This is a genomic window from Nocardioides sp. GXQ0305 (assembly GCF_050880345.1).
In the GTDB taxonomy this organism is placed as follows: domain Bacteria; phylum Actinomycetota; class Actinomycetes; order Propionibacteriales; family Nocardioidaceae; genus Nocardioides.
Map to the genome: position 1 here is coordinate 239,308 of NZ_JBNYXG010000005.1, position 19,062 is coordinate 258,369.

Here is a 19,062-nt window from a genome sequence, read left to right on the forward strand (position 1 = left end):
CGGAGGTTTCAACCCCCGATGAGGGGCTGTACCGCACGTGCCACCACGCTCGGGCGTCGGGTCAGCCGCTCCTCGGCGTCGGCGAACGCCATCGCCCGGAGCCCGGTGTTGATGCCGAGCCAGCGCAGCGGCTCGGGCTCCCAGCGGCGGGAGCGATGCCCGACCCAGGGCAGCGTCGTCAGCGCGGTGTCGCGCTCGAGGATCAGGTCACGGAGCGTGCGGCCCGCCAGGTTGGTCGTCGTCACCCCGTCGCCGACGTAGCCGCCGGCCCAGCCCAGGCCGGTGGCCCGGTCGAGGCCCACCGAGGCGCACCAGTCGCGCGGGATGCCCAGGGCACCGCCCCACGTATGGGTGACCCGGACGTCGTGCAGCACCGGCAGCAGGTCGACGAGCGTCGCGCGCAGCGCGGCGAAGACGCTCCCCTCGTGCTCGAACCCGGGGGAGACCCGCGACCCGAAGTGGTACGGCGCCCCGCGGCCGCCGAAGACCAGCCGGTCGTCGGCGGTGCGCTGGCCGTAGATGATCAGGTGGCGCAGGTCGGTGAACGTCTCCCGCCGCGCCAGGCCGATCTGCGCCCAGGTCTCCGCGGACAGCGGCTCGGTCGCGATCACGAGCGAGTAGACCGGGGCCAGGGTCCGGCGCTCGCCGACCAGGCCCGCGGTGTAGCCCTCGGTCGCCCGCACGACCGTCCCCGCCCGCACCGTCCCGGCCGCGGTGTCGACCCGGCCGGGAGAGATCCGCGTGACCCGCGTGTGCTCGTGGACGCGGACACCGCGGGCGGCCACGGCGGCGGCGAGGCCGCGGGCCAGCCGGAGCGGGTGGATCGCGGCGCAGTCGGGTGTGTAGAGCCCGGCCAGCGTCCGCGTCCCGGCGAGCCGCTCGCACGCCCCGGTCGCGTCCAGCAGCCGGAGCCGCTCCTCGCCGAGGCCCCAGCGACGGGCGTGGTCGACCTCGTCCCGGGCCCGGGCGAGCTGTGCGCGGTTGCGGACCAGCGCGATCGTCCCGCCCTTGGCGAGCTGCGCGTCGATGCCCTCGTCCTCCGCCACCCGCGCGACCTCGTCCACGGCCTCGCGCATGGCGGTGTCCAGGGCGAGCGCGGCGTCGTGGCCGCCCAGCCGGGCCAGCTTGTCGAGCGAGGCCGGGAACAGCGCGGAGCACCAGCCGCCGTTGCGGCCGGAGGCGCCGAAGCCGACGGTGTCCGCCTCCAGCACGGCGATCCGCAGCGAGGGGTCGGTGCGGGCGAGGTAGTAGGCGGTCCACAGGCCGGTGAAGCCCGCGCCGACGACCGCGACGTCCACCGAGGTGTCACCGGGGAGGGCGGCGTACGTCGCCGCGGCCGGAGCGGTGTCAGCCCAGAGCGAGCCGGAGTGCCTCAGCGCACACCCCACGAGTAGGTCTGCTTGCGCAGCGTCAGGTACATGAACGTCTCGGTCCGGGTGATCCCCTCGATGCTGCGGATCTTCTCCGAGATCAGCTGCAGGAGGGCCTCGTCGCTCTCGCAGACCACCTCGGCCAGCACGTCGTAGGAGCCCGCGGTGATCACCACGTAGTCGACCTCCTCCATCGCGGCCAGGGCGTCGGCCACCGGCTCCAGCGGCCCCTTCACCTCGATGCCGACCATGGCCTGCCGGGCGAAGCCCAGCTGGAGCGGGTCGGTGACCGCGACCACCTGCATCACGCCGTTCTCGATGAGTCTCTGGACCCGCTGTCGGACGGCGGCCTCCGACAGGCCGACCTCCTTGCCGATCGCCGCGTAGGAACGACGTCCGTCCTGCTGCAGCTGCTCGATGATGGCCTTCGCGACGTCGTCGAGCACCGCCCCGTTGCGCTCCTGCCTGCGGCCCATGGCGCGCATGGTTCCACAGAAACCAACTCGTGGGCCACAGCGAGGTAACGATTTCCGTCGTGAAGCGGTCGACGTGCTGCGGAATCCCTTGTCCGGCGTCGGCAATCGTGACACGATCCGAGCCGACCGGGGGTGGTGGAAGGGAGCTCGATGGCTCAGCAGCGTGGGATGTCCCGGCGGACGGTCCTGCAAGGTGCCGGCATCGCCGCCTTCGTGGTCGGCAGCGCGGCCGTGCTCCCCAGGTTCGGGATCCCCGGCGCGCAGCAGGACCCGGCCGAGTGCTTCGCCCAGGACGTGTCCGAGTCCGAGCGCCGCCTCGTGATCTCCAACTGGCCGGCGTACATCGACCCTCGCCGCCAGGCCGACTCCACGTTGCAGGTGTTCCAGGACCAGACCGGTATCACGGTGGACTACACCGACGACGTCAACGACAACGCCGAGTTCTTCGCCAAGGTCCGCAACCAGCTCGGCGCCTGTGAGCCGATCGGGCGCGACATGATGATGCTGACCGACTGGATGGCGGCCCGGATGATCGACCTGGGCTGGATCCAGCCGATCGACCCCCAGCGGGTCCCCAACCTGCACGACAACCTGATCGAGCCGCTGCGCAACCGGCAGTGGGACCCAGACCTCCAGTTCCACGCGCCGTGGCAGAGCGGGCTCACCGGCATCGCCTACAACGCGGCCGAGACCGGCGAGGTCAAGAGCTTCACCGAGCTGATCGAGCGGTCCGACCTCAAGGGTCGGATCACCCTGCTGTCGGAGATGCGCGACACGATGGGCTTCATGCTGCGGGTGGTCGGCGCCGACCCGCAGGAGTTCACCGACGCCGAGTGGGCCCAGGCCATCGACCGGCTGGACGAGGTCGTCGCCAACGGCCAGGTCCGGGCGTTCACCGGCAACGAGTACATCCAGGACCTGACGGCGGGCAACATCGCCGCCTGCGAGGCCTGGTCGGGCGACGTGATCCAGGCGCAGTTCGAGAACGACGACATCCGGTTCGTCGCCCCCGAGGAGGGCCTGTCGCTCTGGAGCGACAACATGATCGTGCCCAACAAGGCGACCCACCTCGCCAACGCCGAGGAGTGGATCAACTACTACTACGACCCCGTCGTGGCGGCGAAGCTCGCCGCGTGGGTCAACTACATCTGCCCGGTCGAGGGTGCCCGCGAGGAGATGGAGAAGATCGACCCCTCGCTGGTCGACAACACCCTCATCTTCCCCGACGAGGAGATCCTCGCCGACACGTTCGACTTCATGCCGCTCGACGACGCGCAGACAACTCAGTACGAAGGAGACTGGTCCGATGTCACAGGTGGCTGACCGCGAGGCGCAGGCCCGCGACGCCGACGGGGCCGACGAGGGGCTGCGGCTCCGCGACCTGACGAAGCGGTTCGCCGCCTTCACGGCCGTGGACTCGCTCGACCTCGACGTCCCGAGCGGGGCCTTCTTCGCCCTGCTCGGCCCCTCGGGCTGCGGCAAGACCACGACGCTGCGGATGGTGGCCGGGCTGGAGACGCCCACCTCGGGGTCGATCACGCTGGGCGGGGCCGACATCACCTACGCCCGGCCGTACCGTCGTCCGGTCAACACGGTCTTCCAGAACTACGCGCTCTTCCCCCACCTCGACGTGTTCGAGAACGTCGCCTTCGGCCTGCGCCGTCGCAAGGAGTCCGACGTCGACCGGCGGGTGACCGAGATGCTCGACCTCGTCGAGCTCGGCGCCCAGACCCGCAAGAAGCCGGCCCAGCTCTCCGGCGGCCAGCAGCAGCGGGTCGCCCTCGCCCGGGCCCTGATCAACCAGCCGCAGGTGCTGCTCCTCGACGAGCCGCTCGGCGCCCTGGACCTGAAGCTGCGCCGTTCCATGCAGCTGGAGATCAAGCGGATCCAGACCGAGGTCGGCCTGACGTTCATCCACGTCACCCACGACCAGGAGGAGGCCATGACGATGGCCGACACCGTGGCGGTCATGAACGCGGGGGTCATCGAGCAGATGGGGGCGCCCGCCGAGCTGTACGAGAACCCGCGCACCACGTTCGTGGCGAACTTCCTGGGCCAGTCGAACCTGATCGACGGTCGGGTGACCAACCGGGCGTCCGACTTCGTCACGGTCGACATGCACGGCACCTCGGTGTCCATCCCCTCGGAGCGCGCCCATGCCGACAGCGACCGCGGCTGGATCGGGATCCGTCCCGAGAAGGTGCTGATCGGCGAGGAGGGCGAGGCCCTCGACGCCCCCGGCAACACGGTGCCGGGCGGTGTGGTGACCGACGTCAGCTTCTTCGGCGTCAGCACCCAGTACCTCGTCCGGATGCCGTGGGGGCAGGAGCTCCAGGTCTTCGAGCAGAACACCGGCCGGAGACGCATCTTCACCACTGGCGACCGGGTCGAGCTCTCGTGGCGCCCCGAGTACGCCTTCCTCCTCGACCACAGCCAGGACGCCCGGGCGGGCGCGGAGCAGGAGGACGCGCCCGGTGAGTGAGACCACGCGCCGGCGGGGAACGATCGGCTACATCCTGCTGCTCCCGGCGCTGGTGTGGCTCGCCCTGTTCTTCGTCGTCCCCTTCTACTCCCTGGTCGCGACCAGCCTCTACGACCCGGACGGCTCCATCTTCCGGGGCTACGAGATGTCGTGGGCCTGGCAGAACTACCCCGACGCCCTGGCCGAGTACTGGGTGCCGCTCGTGCGATCCCTGGTCTACGGCGCCATCGCCACGTTGTTCTGCCTCGTGCTCGGCTACGTGCTGGCGTACGCCATCGCCTTCAAGGCGGGACGCTGGAAGAACCTGATGCTGGTGCTGGTCATCGCCCCGTTCTTCACCAGCTTCCTGATCCGGACCCTGTCGTGGAAGCTGATCCTCGAGGACGACGGCCTGGTCGTGAACACGCTGCAGTTCCTCCAGATCCTGGGCGACGACGGCAGGCTGCTGGCGACGCCGGTCGCGGTCGTCGCGGGTCTCACCTACAACTTCCTCCCGTTCATGGTGCTGCCGCTCTTCGCCAGCATCGACCGGATCGACCACCGGCTGATCGAGGCGGCCAGCGATCTCTACGCCTCGCCGATCGTCGGCTTCTTCAAGGTCACCTGGCCGCTCTCGCTGCCCGGCGTGGTGTCGGGGACGCTGCTCACCTTCATTCCCGCCGCCGGCGACTACATCAACGCCCAGCTGCTGGGCAGTCCGAACCAGCGGATGATCGGCAACGTCATCCAGAACCTGTTCACCGACGCCAACGACTACCCCGCGGCAGGGGCGATGTCGATGATCCTGGTGGTCCTGGTCGTGGTGATGGTGTTGTTCTACGTCCGACGAGCCGGGACGGAGGACCTCCTGTGAGGACACCCCGCGACAGCGCCCACCCGGCAGGAGGGCAGGCATCATGAGGTGGCTGCGAGAGCACCTCGTGCTCATCCTCGGGTTGCTGGTGCTGGCCTACACCTTCATCCCGATCGCCGTCGTGGTGCTGATGAGCTTCAACGACCCGGCCAGCCGGGTGGTCTACCGCTTCGACGCCTTCACCCTCGACAACTGGCTCAACCCGTGCGCCGACCCCTCCATGTGCGAGGCCGTGGTGCGCAGCATCGAGATCGGGCTGCTCGCGACACTGGTGTCGACCATCCTCGGCACCCTGGCGGCGTTCGCGCTGGTGCGGCACCAGTTCGCCGGCCGTTCGACCACCAACCTGGTGATCTTCCTGCCGATGGCGGTGCCCGAGATCGTGCTCGGCTCCTCGCTGCTCGCGCTGTTCGTCGCCGCCGGCTACGGCGGACAGCTCGGGTTCCTGACGATCCTGATCGCCCACATCATGTTCTGCCTGTCCTTCGTGGTCGTCACCGTCAGGGCGCGGTTGGCCGGCATGAGCGACAACCTGGAGCAGGCCGCGATGGACCTCTACGCCACGCCGTCGCAGACCTTCTGGCGGGTCACCTTCCCGCTGGTCTTCCCCGGCATCCTCGGGGCGGCGCTGCTCAGCTTCTCGCTGTCCTTCGACGACTTCATCATCACCAACCTGAACGCCGGCACCACCACGACCTTCCCGATGTACGTCTGGGGCGTCGCGCAACGCGGGGTGCCGATGCAGGTCAACGTCATCGGCACGCTGATGTTCGCGATCTCCATCGTGATCGTGCTGGGCGCGGAGCTGCGCGCCCGACGCCAGCGGGTCTGACCACGGCCCACCCGGCGGCGCCGCGGGCCGGGTGGGTGGTCAGGATGGGTGGACGACCCGATCCGCGGAGGAGGAGACGAGATGACCGAGCAGATCGACGTGGTGGGGCACTGGCGCGACGGAGCGCGTTGGGAGGGCTCCGCCGACCGGTTCGGTGACGTGTACGACCCGGCGACGGGCGCCGTCGCCCGGCGGGTCGCGTTCGCGAACGGCGACGACGTCGACACGGTCGTCGCCGGGGCCGTCGTGGCGGGCCGGGCGTGGGGCGAGACGTCCCTCACCCGCCGTACGTCGGTGATGTTCGCGTTCCGCGAGGTGCTCTCCCGGCGACGCGAGGAGCTGGCCGCCGTGATCACCGCCGAGCACGGCAAGGTGCTCGACGACGCGCTCGGCGAGGTGCAGCGCGGGCTGGAGGTCGCCGAGTTCGCCTGCGGCGCACCCCACCTGCTCAAGGGTGGCTTCAGCGACGGCGTGTCGGGCGGCGTCGACGTCTACTCGTTCCGTCAGCCGGTGGGCGTGGTCGCGGTGATCTCACCGTTCAACTTCCCGGCCATGGTGCCGCTGTGGTTCGTGCCGATCGCGATCGCCTGCGGCAACGCCGTCATCCTGAAGCCCTCGGAGAAGGACCCCTCCGCCTCGCTGCTGCTCGGCGAGATCTGGGCCGAGGCCGGCCTGCCGCCCGGCGTGTTCAACGTCGTCCAGGGCGACAAGGTCGCCGTCGACGCGCTGCTCACCCACGACGACGTGGGCGCCGTGTCCTTCGTCGGCTCCACCCCCATCGCCCGCTACGTCTACGAGACGGGCACCGCCCACGGCAAGCGGGTGCAGGCGCTCGGGGGCGCGAAGAACCACATGGTCGTGCTGCCCGACGCCGACCTCGAGGGCGCGGCCGACGCCGCGGTCTCGGCCGGCTTCGGCTCGGCGGGGGAGCGGTGCATGGCGATCTCCGTCGTGGTCGCCGTCGACCCGGTCGGCGACGAGCTGGTCGAGGCGATCGCCTCCCGCATGGGCGGGCTCACCACCGGCGACGGCCGCGAGGGCGCCGACATGGGGCCGCTGGTCACCGGGGCCCACCGCGACAAGGTCACCTCCTACCTCGACGCGGGCGTCCGCGACGGCGCGCGGCTGGTCGTCGACGGGCGCGACGTGGAGCCCAAGGGTGCCGCGGGCGGGTTCTGGCTCGGCCCGACGCTCTTCGACGACGTGCGGCCCGGGATGTCGGTCTACGACGACGAGATCTTCGGGCCGGTGCTCAGCGTGGTGCGGGCGGAGACGTACGACGACGCCGTGGCGTTGGTCAACGACTCGCCGTACGGCAACGGCACGGCGATCTTCACCACCGACGGCGGTGCCGCCCGCCGGTTCCAGCGCGAGGTGACCGTGGGCATGATCGGCGTGAACGTGCCGATCCCCGTGCCGATGGCCTACTACTCCTTCGGCGGCTGGAAGGCGTCGCTGTTCGGCGACACCCGCGCCCACGGCACCGAGGGCATCTCGTTCTTCACCCGCCAGAAGGTGGTCACCTCCCGGTGGCCGGACCCTGCCGAGCGTGGGGGCGTGGACCTCGGGTTCCCTCGCCACAGCTGAGCCAGGCCGGGCATCACGGCCAGCGTCCGCGCGCGGCCGCCGCGTCGAGCCGGTCCGCCTCGTCCACGACGTGGCGCAGCCCCTCCGCGATCGCGTCGGCCTCGGCGAGGTGGGCAGTGGCGGCCGCGACGTCGTCCACCTGCGCTGCCAGGCGCGCCAGGGCGTCGAGCGCGTACACCTGGACCTCCAGGTTGCCGGTCCGGCGGGCCTCGGCGAGCACGTCGGCCAGCCCGTCGGCGTCGTCGAGCTCCGCGTCCAGGACGCAGCGGGTGAGCAGCGCGTAGTCCCCGCCCCCGGCCGCGGCGTACCACCGACTGTTCTCCTGGAGCAGCGCGACGGCTGCGGCGTGGTGACCACGCGCGCGGTGCAGCCGCGCCAGGTGCAGCCGCGCCGTCGCGGCCAGGCGTCCGTCGCCGACCGCCTGGGCGTCGTCGATCGCGCGCTCGAAGGACGCCTCGGCCGTCGGGTCGTCCGCGCGCATCTGGACGCGGGCCAGCGTCGCCCGGTGCAGCGCCGCCTGCCCCGGGAAGCCCAGCAGCCGTGAGGTGTCGGCGGCGTCCTCGAGCGCTCGCGCCGCCTCGGCGAAGCGGTGCTCGGCCTGGGCGATCCCACCGAGCATCGCGTTCGCGTGCACCAGGCCCCACCCGTCGCCGAGCGGAGTCAGCAGCAGCAGCGCTTCTCCCGCGTCCCGCGTCGCCGTGGCCGTGTCACCATCCATCAGCGATCCGTACGCGCCCAGCAACAGGCTGCCCGCGGTGCGCCACGGGAGCTCCAGCCGCCCATACGTCGCCAGGCTGGCGTCGGCGCTGGACCGAGCCAGCTCGGCCCGGCCCTGCTGGATGGCCACGAAGGCCTGGTGCCGGTCGACGTCCGCCACGAGCACCTCGTCCCCGACCTCACCGGCGAGCGAACGGGCGTGGTCGAGGTCGGCCTGGGCCAGGGTCACGTCCCCGGCCGACGCCTCGAGCCATCCTGCGAGCAGGGCCCCGGTCAGCTGCTGGGCTGCGGACGCCGAGGAGGTCATCGCCCCCCGGACGCGTGACGCTCCGGCCGTCCCGTCGCCGAGGACCACCCAGGTCCAGCCGAATCCGAGGGCGATCCGGGCGGCCAGCTCCGGCGCGTGCGCGGTGGCCCAGGTGAGCGAGGCGTCGATGTTGGCCCGTTCGCTGCGGACGGTCTGCACGCACTCGGGCTGTCGAGCGGTCCGGACGTGCTCGTCGCACCACTCGGCGGTCTCGGCGTACCACTGCGCGTGGGCCCGCGCGACGACGGGCGCGAGGCCCGCGTCCTCCAGTCGGGCGCCGGCGAAGAGCCGGATGCTGTCGAGCAGTCGGTAGCGGACGTCGCCGTTCGCGGCCGCGTCGACCGCGACCAGGGACCGGTCCACCAGCCGGGTGATGGTGTCCGGCACGGATCCGGACGGCACCCCCAGCGCGGCCAGGACGTCCTCGATCGCGTCCAGGCCGGCGCTCCCCGCGAAGGCGGACAGCGCCCACAGCCCGCGCTGGTCGTCGGGGAACAGCAGCTCGTAGCTCCAGGCGATGGCACCGGCGAGGGCACGACGACGCTCCGGCCCCTGGCTCGACGGGTCGCGGAGGAGGCTGAAGCGGTCGTCCAGCCGGCGGGCGATGTCGGGCACGGACATCGACCGCACCCGGGCGGCCGCGAGCTCGATGGCCAGGGGCAGCCCGTCCAGGGAGCCGCACATCTCCTCGATGAGGGTGGTGGTCCGGGCGTCCAGGGACAGGTGACGGCGTGACTGCCGGGCTCTCAGGACGAACAGGTCGACCGACTCGTCCCGGGGCAGCGGCTCGAGCGGGTGCACCTGCTCCTCCTCGACCCCGAGCGGGACCTGGCTGGTCGCCAGGATCCTGACGGCCGGTGCCTCCGCGAGCAGCTGGTGGACGAACCCCGCGACAGGGCCGACCAGGTGCTCACAGTTGTCCAGGACCAGCAGCGTGCTCGCACCGCCGAGCCTTTCGAGCAGGGCAGGTGCGCCGCCGGTGACGTGCAGCGCCTCCGCCACCACCTGCGCCAGGTCGGCATCCGCGTCGACCGCGTCCAGGCGGACGAGCCAGACGCCGCCGGCGGCTTCCACGCCACGGGCGACCTCGGTGGCCAGCCTGGTCTTGCCCACGCCCGCCGGGCCGGTGAGCGTCACGAGCCGCCGTTCCGTGACGAGACGCTGGAGCCGGGACAGGTCCTCGACCCGGCCCACCAGCGCACCGGTCTCCTCCGGAAGGTTGCCCGGGACGGCGACCCCGCGGCGGGCGGGCTCGCCCAGCTCGACGCTCTGCTGGAGCACCTGGTCCTCGAGGTGCCGGAGCTCGGGGCCGGGCTCGATGCCGAGCTCGTCGACCAGGAGCCGACGGACGCGCGCGTACGCGGCCAGGGCATCTGCCTGCCGGCCGGCCCGGTAGAGCGCGGTGATCAGCGACGCCCACAGCCCCTCGCGCAACGGGTGCTGCGTGACCTCCGACTCCAGCTCGGCGATGAGCTCGCTCCCGGCGCCGAGGTCGAGACGGGCCGCCACCAGGTCCTCCAGCAGGCCGAGCCGGACCTCCTCCAGCCGCGCCCGGTGGACCTCGGCCCAGGCGCCGGCGTCGACCAGCACGTCGCCCCGGAAGAGCGCGAGGCCCTCCCGCGCGCAGATCTCTGCCGCGGCGGCGTCCCCGGTCCTCCGTGCCTCTCCTGCCTCCGCTGCGAGGGCCACGGCTCGGGAGGCGTCGACCGCTTCCGGTGCGACGGCGAGCAGGTAGCCGTCGGCGTTGCCGGCGACGAGGCTCCTGTCACGAAGTGCCCGACGGAGCTGGGAGACCTTGGACTGGAGCGTGTTGCGTCCGGTCGGCCCGCCCCAGAGCTCCTCGAGCAGGGTGTCGGCACGCACCCGGACACTCGCGTCCAGCGCGAGCCGCGCCAGCAGCTCGGTCGTCTTGCCCGCGGGCACGTCGAGCAGCAGGTCGTCGAGCCGAGCCTCGACCGGTCCCAGAAGGGAGACGGTGAGCACCCGTCGAGCGTAGGTCCAGGACCGGCGGCCCGTCAGCCTTCGTCAGCCGCCGTCAGCGTCGCGTCAGCGTGCTGCGCCACCGTCGTCCCGTGACCGACCACGAGGCAACCCACCACCGGGACGTATCCGAGGCGCTCCTGCTGCGCAGGCTCGTCGGTGGCGACCCGGGTGCGGTCGACCGCGTGCTCGCGCTGGCCCCCGGCTCCGAGAGCGCGTCGCTGCTGGTCGCCGCCGCCCTGCTGTCCGGCGACGCGACGTACGTCGCGCGAGCCACGGCGCGGGCCGGAACCGTCCGCGAGCGGCAGCTCGTCTCCCTCGCGGACGCCCACCTGCGCGGCGACGCCGAGCTCCTCGACGTGCTCGTGCGGGACCACCTCGCTGACCACCCCGACCACCTGTTGGCGGCCTGGATCGCCGCCCGAACCAAGGAGTAGCACCATGTCCCACCTCGACACCCGGCCGGAGGCCGCGAGCGACGCGTCCTCGGCCCTCCGCAACCTGCTCCGCTGGCTGCTGACATTCGCGGGGTTCCCGCTCGGCGGCGTCGCTGCCATGGTGCTGACCGGACCCGTGGACGACCTCGCGGCGGCGATCGGCGGCGGCCTCGCCACCGGTGCGGTCCTCGGACTCGTCCAGTCGTGGGGACTGCGCGTCGGACGTCGCTTCGCCGTCCGGTGGGTGGCCGCGACCGTGGTCGGACTCTCCACGGGTCTGGCGGTCGGCGGGTCCCTCGTCGACTTCCGGACCGGCCTCGGCGACCTCGTCGTCCAGGGCGCCGTGTCGGGCCTGGCCGTCGGGGCGGCGCAGGGCGTCGTGCTCTGGTCACGACTCGGTCGGTTCGCGTTCGGATGGCCTGCCTACCTGGCCGCGACGTGGGCCCTCGGCTGGGCGGTGACCACGGCCATCGGTGTCCGGGTCGACGAGCAGTTCACGGTGTTCGGATCGGCGGGAGCCCTCACCGTCGCCCTCCTCACCGCCGTCCTCCCGCTGCAGCTCGCCCGCACCGCCACCACCGCCAACGAGCACCAGTCATGAGCCGCCACGTCGTCTTCGGAACAGGCCAGGTCGGGCACCCGCTCGTCGAGCAGCTCGTCGCACAGGGGTTCGACGTCATCGCCGTCAACCGCGACGGACGGGGGAGCTTCCCCGGGGCGCAGGTCGTCGGCGGCGACGCCACCGATCCGGCGTTCACCACCCGCGTGTGCGCGGGCGCCGACGTCGTCCACTTCTGCCTGAACGCGATGAACTACGAGCGGTGGAGCGAGGAGTTCCCGCCCCTGCAGCGTGGTGTCGTCGCCGGGGCCGCCGGGGCCGGGGCGCGCCTGGTCGTGCTCGACAACCTCTACTCCTACGGACCGCCCCGGGGCAGGGTGCTCGTCGAGTCCATGGAGCCGAACCCGACGTCGTCGAAGTCCGCCACCCGGGCCGCGATGACCGAGGAGCTGCTCGAGGCGCATCGCCGCGGTCGTGTCGAGGTCGCCATCGGCCGAGCCTCGGACTACTTCGGACCCGGGGCCACCCGATCCGCCCTGGGGGAGTCGGTGTTCGGTCGCGCGCTCGCCGGCAGGTCCGCGCAGGTCATGGGCAACCCCGACCGGTCCCACAGCTACTCCTACACCCCGGACGTCGCCGCTGGTCTGATCGTCCTCGGCACCCGGCCGGAGGCGGCGGGGCAGGTCTGGCACCTGCCCGTCGCGGAGGCGCGCACCACCCGCCAGGTCATCGAGCAGGTCTCCCGGCTGGCCGAGACCACCCCCCGGATCGTGGCCGCGGGCCGGGTCACCCTGCGGGCGCTCGGGATCCTGAAGCCCGAGATGCGCGAGTACCTCCACACCCTCTACCAGTTCACCGACCACTGGGTCGTCGACGACGGCAAGTTCCGGGCCGCCTTCGGGAACCCGGCGACCCCGCTGGACGAGGCACTCGCGACCACCGTCAGGTGGTACGCCGACCGCGCCCCGGCTCCTGCCCACTGAACCCGCGACAACCGGAGGAAATCACCATGGACGCCACCACCGCCACGCCCCACCGCCGCACCGCCCGGCTCGCGGGCGCCGCCCTCGCCCTCGCCTCGGGACTGGCCATCGCCGGCTTCACCGTCCTGGGGAGCGTCTTCGAGTACCCGCAGGTCCTCGAGGACCCCACCGCCGACATCCTCGCGCTCTACCGGGAGCACCAGTCGACCGTGATGGCCTGGTTCGGGGTGCTCGTGGTCAGCGCGGCCCTGCTCGCTCCTGCCGGGTACTGGCTCGGGCGGCTGGTGGGAGGGCGGCTCGGCCACTGGATCACCGGCGTCGGCGTGGCTGCGGCCGCCGTCCAGGTGATCGGCCTGCAGAGGTGGATCACCCTCGTCCCGGGAGTGAGCGAGGACGCGCTCGACCCCGCGACCAGGGCTGCCGCCGAGCACCGGTTCGAGCTCCTCCACGTCGTGCTGGGCAAGGCCATCGGCGAGACCGTGGGCTACGCCCTGACCGCGACCTTCACGATCCTCGTGGTGACGGCGCTGCGCGGCACCCTGATGCCCCGATGGATGGGGACGCTCGGGTACGCCGCGGCCGGCCTGATCGCGACCGGCATCCTGGTCCCGCTGTTCGAGCCGGCCAGCCTCAGCAACTTCGCCGGCTACGTGCTCTGGTGTGCATGGCTGCTCGCCTTCGCCTGGGTCCTGTTCCGCGTGCCGGACGGCGCCACGGTCCCCGTGGCCACGCCCGGCCGTACCCGCTCCGGCGCGCGGTAGGAGGCCCCGGACGGCTCACGCCCTGAGGACCGGGGTGTTCTGGTTGGCCGTGAGCAGCCAGCGGCCGTCCTCGTGGGCGACCACGTACATCGGCGACCCCTCGCTCGCGAGTGTGCCGTCGTCGGTGAAGGAGCGCTGGCGCACCTTCACCGCTGCCACGTCGGGTCGGATGAACAGGGCGTGCTCGAGCTCGTACGTCGTCCTGCCCTGCCTGCTGGAGCCGGGCAGCACCCCTGCGGTGAACTCGGCGATCGCGTCGCGGCCGAACAGCCGACGGCCGTGGCCGGTGGTCCAGATCGCGTCCTCGCGGAACAGGGCGATGAAGTCGTCGACGAGCTCGCGCTGCTGCGCACGCTCCACGGCCGCGACCAGCTCGCGCAGGGCGGCGATCGCCTCCTCAGGGTCGGGCGGGAGATGCCCGGTGGCCTCGTCGTGGGTGGTCATGCCGGAGATCGTGCTCGTTGAAGTGCACGTGAGGTCAAGACCGCGCGAGAGCACGGGTCCCGGCGTGAGTGAGCCCCCTCCCGGGCTCGACGCGCCCACCTGGCTCAGGTCTCGAGACGATCGGTCGGCAGTCCCTCGCGGGCTCGGGTCTGCCGCGATCCCTCAACCTCTTCGCCCCACGCCACCGCGGCTGCGCCGCGTCGGCTGGGCTCAGAGCATCGAGTACGCCTTGTCGAGCACGACCCGGAGCACCTGCTCCATCTCGTCGAAGTGCTCCTGCTCGCAGATTAGGGGCGGGGCCAGCTGTACGACCGGGTCGCCCCGGTCGTCGGCACGGCAGTAGAGCCCCTCCTCGTAGAGACCCTTGGACACGTAGCCGTAGAGGATCCGCTCGCACTCCTCGTCGGAGAAGGTCTCCTTGGTCGCCTGGTCCTTGACCAGCTCGATGCCGTAGAAGTAGCCCTCGCCGCGGACGTCGCCCACGATCGGCAGGTCACGGAGCCGGTCGAGGGTCGCGCGGAACGCCGCCTCGGTGTCGCGCACGTGCTCCAGGACCTTCTCGTCCTCGAAGATCTGCAGGTTGCGCAGGCCCACGGCCGTCGAGACCGGGTGGCCGCCGAAGGTGTAGCCGTGCGCGAACATCGCCCCGGGCTTGAGGAACGGCTCCATCAGCCGGTCGGTGGCGATCATCGCGCCCAGCGGGGCGTAGCCGGAGGTGATGCCCTTGGCGCAGGTGATCATGTCGGGCTGGTAGTCGAAGCGCTCGGAGCCGAACATGTGGCCCAGCCGACCGAAGGCGCAGATCACCTCGTCGGAGACCAGCAGCACGTCGTACTCGTCGCAGATCTCGCGGACCCGCTGGAAGTAGCCCGGGGGCGGTGGGAAGCACCCGCCGGCGTTCTGCACCGGCTCGAGGAACACGGCCGCGACCGTGTCGGGTCCCTCGTTCTCGATGGCGACCGCGATCTGGTCGGCGGCCCAGCGGCCGAAGGCCTCCAGGTCGTCGGCGCGTTCGGGGGCGCGGTAGAAGTTGGTGTTGGGCACCCGGAAGGTGGAGGGGACCAGCGGCTCGAACTGCTGCTTGAGCAGCGGGAGCCCGGTGATCGACAGCGCGCCCTGCGGAGTGCCGTGGTAGGCGATCGCGCGGCTGATCACCTTGTGCTTCATCGGCTTGCCGACGAGCTTGTAGTAGTTCTTGGCGAGCTTCCACGCGGTCTCGACGGCCTCGCCGCCGCCGCTGGTGAAGAACACCCGGTTGAGGTCGCCGGGGGCGTACGACGCCACCTTGTCGGCCAGCTCGATCGCCGACGGGTGGGCGTAGGACCACAGCGGCATGAACGCCAGCTCCTTCGCCTGGGCGGCGGCGGCGTCGGCGAGCTCGGTCCGCCCGTGGCCGAGCTGGCTCACGAAGAGCCCGGCCAGTGCGTCGAGGTAGCGCTTGCCCTTCGAGTCCCAGATGTAGGCACCCTCGCCGCGCACGATGACCGGCACGTCGGACTGGTCGTACGTGGAGTGGCGCGCGAAGTGCATCCAGAGATGGTCGTGGGCGGACTTCTGCAGCTGGTCGTGGTCGAGCGCCATGGCGTCATCATGCGCGGGCGATCGGGGGCTTGGCAAGCGAATCCGTCGCCAACGGCGCGTCCCTTGTTCGGATTCCGTCGTGGCGGCGCCCTCCCACCTCCTGATAGGAAGTCGCCATGACGGCACTCCTGCTCACCGGCGGCTCCGTGTTCGACGGGTACCGGCACCTCGGCGCGGCCTCGGTGCTGGTCGAGGAGGGCCGGGTGGCCGCCGTCGGCGAGGTGCCCCCCGAGCGGGCGCGGGGCGCCGAGGTGGTCGACGTCGCGGGCGGACTGGTGTCGCCCGGGTTCACCGACGCACACGTGCACCCCATCCAGGGCGGGCTGGAGCGGCTGCGCTGCGACCTCACCCCGTGGAGCACCCGCGAGGACTACCTCGAGGCGATCGGCCGGTACGCCGCCGACCACCCCGAGCTGCCGTGGATCGTCGGCGGCGGATGGGCGATGGCCGCCTTCCCCGGCGGCACCCCGCTCGCGGCCGACCTGGACTCGGTGGTCCCGGACCGGCCGGCGTACCTGCCCAACCGCGACCACCACGGGGCGTGGGTCAACTCGCGGGCCCTCGAGCTGGCCGGCGTCGACCGTGACACCCCGGATCCCGCCGGCGGGCGCCTCGAGCGTGACCCGGACGGGCGGCCGAGCGGCACCCTCCACGAGGCGGCGACGTCCCTGGTCGCACGGCTGCTGCCGCGCACGACGGGGGAGGACTACCACGCGGCGCTCATGGAGGGGCAGGCGTACCTGCACTCCCTCGGCGTCACCGGCTGGCAGGACGCGATCGTCGGCGCCTACTCCGGGATGGACGACCCGGCGTCGACGTACGTCACGGCGGCCGCGAACGGCGACCTGCGATCCCACGTGGTCGGGGCGCTCTGGTGGGAGCGGCGGCAGGGCGTCGAGCAGGTGGCCGACCTGGTCGGGCGGCGCGAGGCGATGACCGGCGGACGGTTCCGGGCCACGAGCGTGAAGATCATGCAGGACGGCGTCGCTGAGAACTTCACGGCCGCGATGACCTCGCCGTACCTCGACGGTGACGGGCGGCCCACCTCCAACACGGGCCACTCCTTCGTCGAGGCCGCCGCGCTGCGCGAGGCGGTCCGGGCCCTCGACGCGGCCGGCTTCCAGGTCCACGTGCACTGCATCGGCGACCGGGCGACGCGCGAGACCCTCGACGCGTTCGAGGGCACCGACCCCGCCCGGCGCCACCACATCGCCCACCTGCAGCTGGTGCACCCCGACGACGTGCCGCGGTTCGCGGCCCTCGGCGTGGCCGCCAACGCGCAGGCGCTGTGGGCGTGCCACGACGACCAGATGACCGACCTGACGATTCCGTTCCTCGGCGGGGAGCGCGCCCGCTGGCAGTACCCCTTCGGCGGGCTCCACCGGTCGGGTGCGCGGCTGGTGATGGGCAGCGACTGGCCGGTGAGCACGCCCGACCCGCTCGCGGCGATCCACACCGCCGTCACCCGCACGGCGTACGGCGAACCCGGCCGGGCCGGCACCGAGCCGTTCCTGCCCGAGCAGGCCGTCGACCTCGCCACCGCGTTCGCGGCGTACACCTCCGGCAGCGCGTGGGTGAACCACCGCGAGGACGCCGGCGTGCTGCGGCCGGGCTTCGTGGCCGACCTCGCCGTGCTGGACCGCGACCCCTTCGCCGGTCCGCCGGAGGAGATCGGCGCGGCGCGCGTCGTCTCCACGTGGATCGACGGCGAGTGCGTCCACGGCACCCCCGGAGGTTGAGGCGCTGCCGGAGGTTGAGGTTCGAAGCCCCTGCCGGCGGAGGTCGAGGTGCTGCCGGAGGTTGAGGTTCGAAGCCCCTGCCGGCGGAGGTTGAGGTGCGAAGGCGCTCTGCGCCTGAGCCTCGAAACCCCGGGACCGATGCAGGGCCTCGATCTCCGGTGGTCGAGGCCCTGCGGGCGATGCGGCGGTTTCGAGGCTCGGCCGTGGCCGGCCTCGCACCTCAACCTCCGGGTGGGCCGGCCTGGCACCTCTACCTCCGGTGGGGCCGGCCTGGCACCTCTACCTCCGGTGGGCCGGCCTGGCACCTCTACCTCCGGTGGGCCGGCCTGGCACCTCAACCTCCGGTAGGGCCGGCCTGGCACCTCAACCTCCGGTAGGGCCGGCCTGGCACCTCAACCTCCGGTGGGGAGGGGCGGCCCGCCTCGCACCTCACCCCCCGAAGGGGGTCGTGGCGACGAAATCCGGCACTCCACCACCCGAGGGCCTACCGATTCCGTCGTCCCAGCCTTAGGGTGCCGACATGGCTGACACCACCTTCCGCAACGTGATCAACGGCGAGCTGGTCGACTCGGCGTCCGGCGAGACCTACGACGTCATCGACCCGACGACCGGCGAGGTCTACGCCCACGCCCCGATGAGCGGGCCCGAGGACGTCGACCGCGCCTACGAGGCGGCCGCGCGCGCCTTCGAGACGTGGGGCGAGTCCACGCCGCAGGACCGCGCCGCAGCGCTGCTCAAGATCGCGGACGCCGTCGAGGCGCGCGTCGAGGAGATCAACGAGGTGGAGTGTCGTGACACCGGCAAGCCGCGGGGGCTGACCATGGAGGAGGAGATGCCCTACGCGTCCGACCACTTCCGGTTCTTCGCGGGGGCGGCCCGGGTGCTCGAGGGTCGGTCCGCCGGTGAGTACATGGCCGACCACACCTCCTGGGTACGTCGCGAGCCGATCGGCGTGGTGGGCCAGGTGACGCCGTGGAACTACCCGCTGATGATGATGGTCTGGAAGGTCGCGCCGGCCCTCGCCGCCGGCAACACCATCGTCCTCAAGCCGAGCGACACGACGCCGGCCAGCACCACCCTGTTCGCCGAGCTGGCCCAGGAGTTCCTGCCGCCGGGCGTGTTCAACGTCGTCTGCGGCGACCGCGACACCGGCCGCACCCTCGTCGAGCACCCCACCCCGCAGATGGTGGCGATCACAGGGTCGGTCCGCGCGGGCATGGAGGTCGCCGGCTCGGCCGCCCACGACCTCAAGCGGGTCCACCTCGAGCTCGGCGGCAAGGCACCCGTCATCGTCTTCGACGACGCCGACGTCGAGAAGGCCGCCGAGGGCATCGCCGGGGCGGGTCTCTTCAACGCCGGCCAGGACTGCACCGCCGCGACCCGGGTGCTCGCCGGCCCTGGGGTCCACGACGACTTCGTCGCCGCTCTCAGCGAGGCCGCCAAGGGGATGCCGACCGGTGACCCGGCCGACGCGGACACCTACTACGGGCCGCTCAACAACCAGAACCAGTTCGACCGGGTCTCGGGCATGGTCGACCGGCTGCCCGACCACGCCCGGGTCGAGACCGGCGGCTCGCGCTGGGGCGACAAGGGCTACTTCTACGAGCCGACCGTCCTCGCCGGCCTCCAGCAGGACGACGAGCAGATCCAGGACGAGATCTTCGGCCCGGTGATGACCGTCCAGAAGTTCACCGACGAGGGGGAGGCGCTGCGCTGGGCCAACGGCGTCAAGTACGGCCTCGCCTCCAGCGTGTGGACCCGGGACCACGCCCGTGCGCTGCGGATGTCCAAGCGGCTCGACTTCGGCTGCGTCTGGATCAACACCCACATCCCCTTCATCTCCGAGATGCCGCACGGCGGGTTCAAGCACTCCGGCTACGGCAAGGACCTGTCGATCTACGGGCTCGAGGACTACACCCGGATCAAGCACGTCATGAGCTACATCGGCGAGTGA

At 72.0% G+C, this 19,062-nt stretch carries 16 protein-coding genes; 11 read left to right on the forward strand and 5 right to left on the reverse strand.

Annotated features, from left to right (window positions below; translation table 11 throughout):
- Window positions 1-8: 8 nt before the first annotated feature.
- A complete protein-coding gene (locus ACQ1X7_RS14885; RefSeq protein ID WP_432478994.1) occupies window positions 9-1,388 on the reverse strand; it encodes an NAD(P)/FAD-dependent oxidoreductase in 1,380 nt (459 codons plus the stop codon).
- A complete protein-coding gene (locus tag ACQ1X7_RS14890; protein WP_432478995.1) occupies window positions 1,373-1,846 on the reverse strand; it encodes an Lrp/AsnC family transcriptional regulator in 474 nt (157 codons plus the stop codon). The genes ACQ1X7_RS14885 and ACQ1X7_RS14890 overlap by 16 nt, the downstream gene beginning before the upstream one ends.
- Before the next feature lie 150 nt (window positions 1,847-1,996).
- Here ACQ1X7_RS14890 and ACQ1X7_RS14895 point away from each other — a divergent pair, with 150 nt between their 5' ends.
- The 5 genes from ACQ1X7_RS14895 to ACQ1X7_RS14915 all read left to right on the forward strand — a co-directional run bounded on the left by ACQ1X7_RS14895 (window position 1,997) and on the right by ACQ1X7_RS14915 (window position 7,600).
- Complete coding sequence (locus ACQ1X7_RS14895) at window positions 1,997-3,169, forward strand: polyamine ABC transporter substrate-binding protein (protein ID WP_432478996.1); 1,173 nt, start codon at window positions 1,997-1,999, stop codon at window positions 3,167-3,169.
- Window positions 3,153-4,328, forward strand: a complete 1,176-nt coding sequence (locus tag ACQ1X7_RS14900) for an ABC transporter ATP-binding protein (RefSeq protein ID WP_432478997.1) — start codon at window positions 3,153-3,155, stop codon at window positions 4,326-4,328. Before ACQ1X7_RS14895 ends, ACQ1X7_RS14900 begins: the two co-directional genes overlap by 17 nt.
- Window positions 4,321-5,181, forward strand: coding sequence for an ABC transporter permease (locus ACQ1X7_RS14905; RefSeq protein ID WP_432478998.1), 861 nt, complete (start codon window positions 4,321-4,323; stop codon window positions 5,179-5,181). The genes ACQ1X7_RS14900 and ACQ1X7_RS14905 overlap by 8 nt, the downstream gene beginning before the upstream one ends.
- A 43-nt stretch (window positions 5,182-5,224) precedes the next feature.
- Window positions 5,225-6,013, forward strand: a complete 789-nt coding sequence (locus ACQ1X7_RS14910; protein WP_432478999.1) for an ABC transporter permease — start codon at window positions 5,225-5,227, stop codon at window positions 6,011-6,013.
- 81 nt (window positions 6,014-6,094) lie between these two features.
- Window positions 6,095-7,600: a CoA-acylating methylmalonate-semialdehyde dehydrogenase gene (locus tag ACQ1X7_RS14915; RefSeq protein ID WP_432479000.1), complete on the forward strand. Its 1,506-nt coding sequence runs from the start codon at window positions 6,095-6,097 to the stop codon at window positions 7,598-7,600.
- 13 nt (window positions 7,601-7,613) lie between these two features.
- On the opposite strand, the gene ACQ1X7_RS14920 is transcribed toward ACQ1X7_RS14915, so the two are convergent.
- Window positions 7,614-10,607, reverse strand: a complete 2,994-nt coding sequence (locus ACQ1X7_RS14920; protein WP_432479001.1) for a BTAD domain-containing putative transcriptional regulator — start codon at window positions 10,605-10,607, stop codon at window positions 7,614-7,616.
- A gap of 89 nt (window positions 10,608-10,696) precedes the next feature.
- Between ACQ1X7_RS14920 and ACQ1X7_RS14925 the strand changes: the two genes are divergently transcribed.
- Genes ACQ1X7_RS14925 through ACQ1X7_RS14940 form a run of 4 tightly spaced genes read left to right on the forward strand, consistent with a single transcriptional unit; the run spans window position 10,697 to window position 13,344 of the window.
- Window positions 10,697-11,041: a hypothetical protein gene (locus ACQ1X7_RS14925; protein WP_432479002.1), complete on the forward strand. Its 345-nt coding sequence runs from the start codon at window positions 10,697-10,699 to the stop codon at window positions 11,039-11,041.
- A 4-nt stretch (window positions 11,042-11,045) separates the two neighbouring features.
- A complete protein-coding gene (locus ACQ1X7_RS14930; protein ID WP_432479003.1) occupies window positions 11,046-11,642 on the forward strand; it encodes a hypothetical protein in 597 nt (198 codons plus the stop codon).
- On the forward strand, window positions 11,639-12,583 hold the full coding sequence (locus ACQ1X7_RS14935) for an NAD-dependent epimerase/dehydratase family protein (RefSeq protein ID WP_432479004.1): 945 nt from the start codon (window positions 11,639-11,641) through the stop codon (window positions 12,581-12,583). Before ACQ1X7_RS14930 ends, ACQ1X7_RS14935 begins: the two co-directional genes overlap by 4 nt.
- A gap of 26 nt (window positions 12,584-12,609) precedes the next feature.
- Window positions 12,610-13,344, forward strand: a complete 735-nt coding sequence (locus ACQ1X7_RS14940; RefSeq protein WP_432479005.1) for a DUF4386 family protein — start codon at window positions 12,610-12,612, stop codon at window positions 13,342-13,344.
- 15 nt (window positions 13,345-13,359) lie between these two features.
- Here the strand turns inward: ACQ1X7_RS14940 and ACQ1X7_RS14945 are convergent, their stop codons facing one another.
- On the reverse strand, window positions 13,360-13,788 hold the full coding sequence (locus ACQ1X7_RS14945; protein WP_432479006.1) for an SgcJ/EcaC family oxidoreductase: 429 nt from the start codon (window positions 13,786-13,788) through the stop codon (window positions 13,360-13,362).
- Window positions 13,789-13,998: 210 nt separating this feature from the next.
- On the reverse strand, window positions 13,999-15,369 hold the full coding sequence (locus tag ACQ1X7_RS14950) for an aspartate aminotransferase family protein (RefSeq protein WP_432479007.1): 1,371 nt from the start codon (window positions 15,367-15,369) through the stop codon (window positions 13,999-14,001).
- Window positions 15,370-15,485: 116 nt separating this feature from the next.
- Here ACQ1X7_RS14950 and ACQ1X7_RS14955 point away from each other — a divergent pair, with 116 nt between their 5' ends.
- A complete protein-coding gene (locus ACQ1X7_RS14955; RefSeq protein ID WP_432479008.1) occupies window positions 15,486-17,108 on the forward strand; it encodes an amidohydrolase in 1,623 nt (540 codons plus the stop codon).
- Window positions 17,109-17,628: 520 nt separating this feature from the next.
- Window positions 17,629-19,062 carry a gamma-aminobutyraldehyde dehydrogenase gene (locus tag ACQ1X7_RS14960; RefSeq protein ID WP_432479009.1) on the forward strand — a complete coding sequence of 478 codons (1,434 nt, stop codon included), beginning with the start codon at window positions 17,629-17,631 and terminating at the stop codon, window positions 19,060-19,062.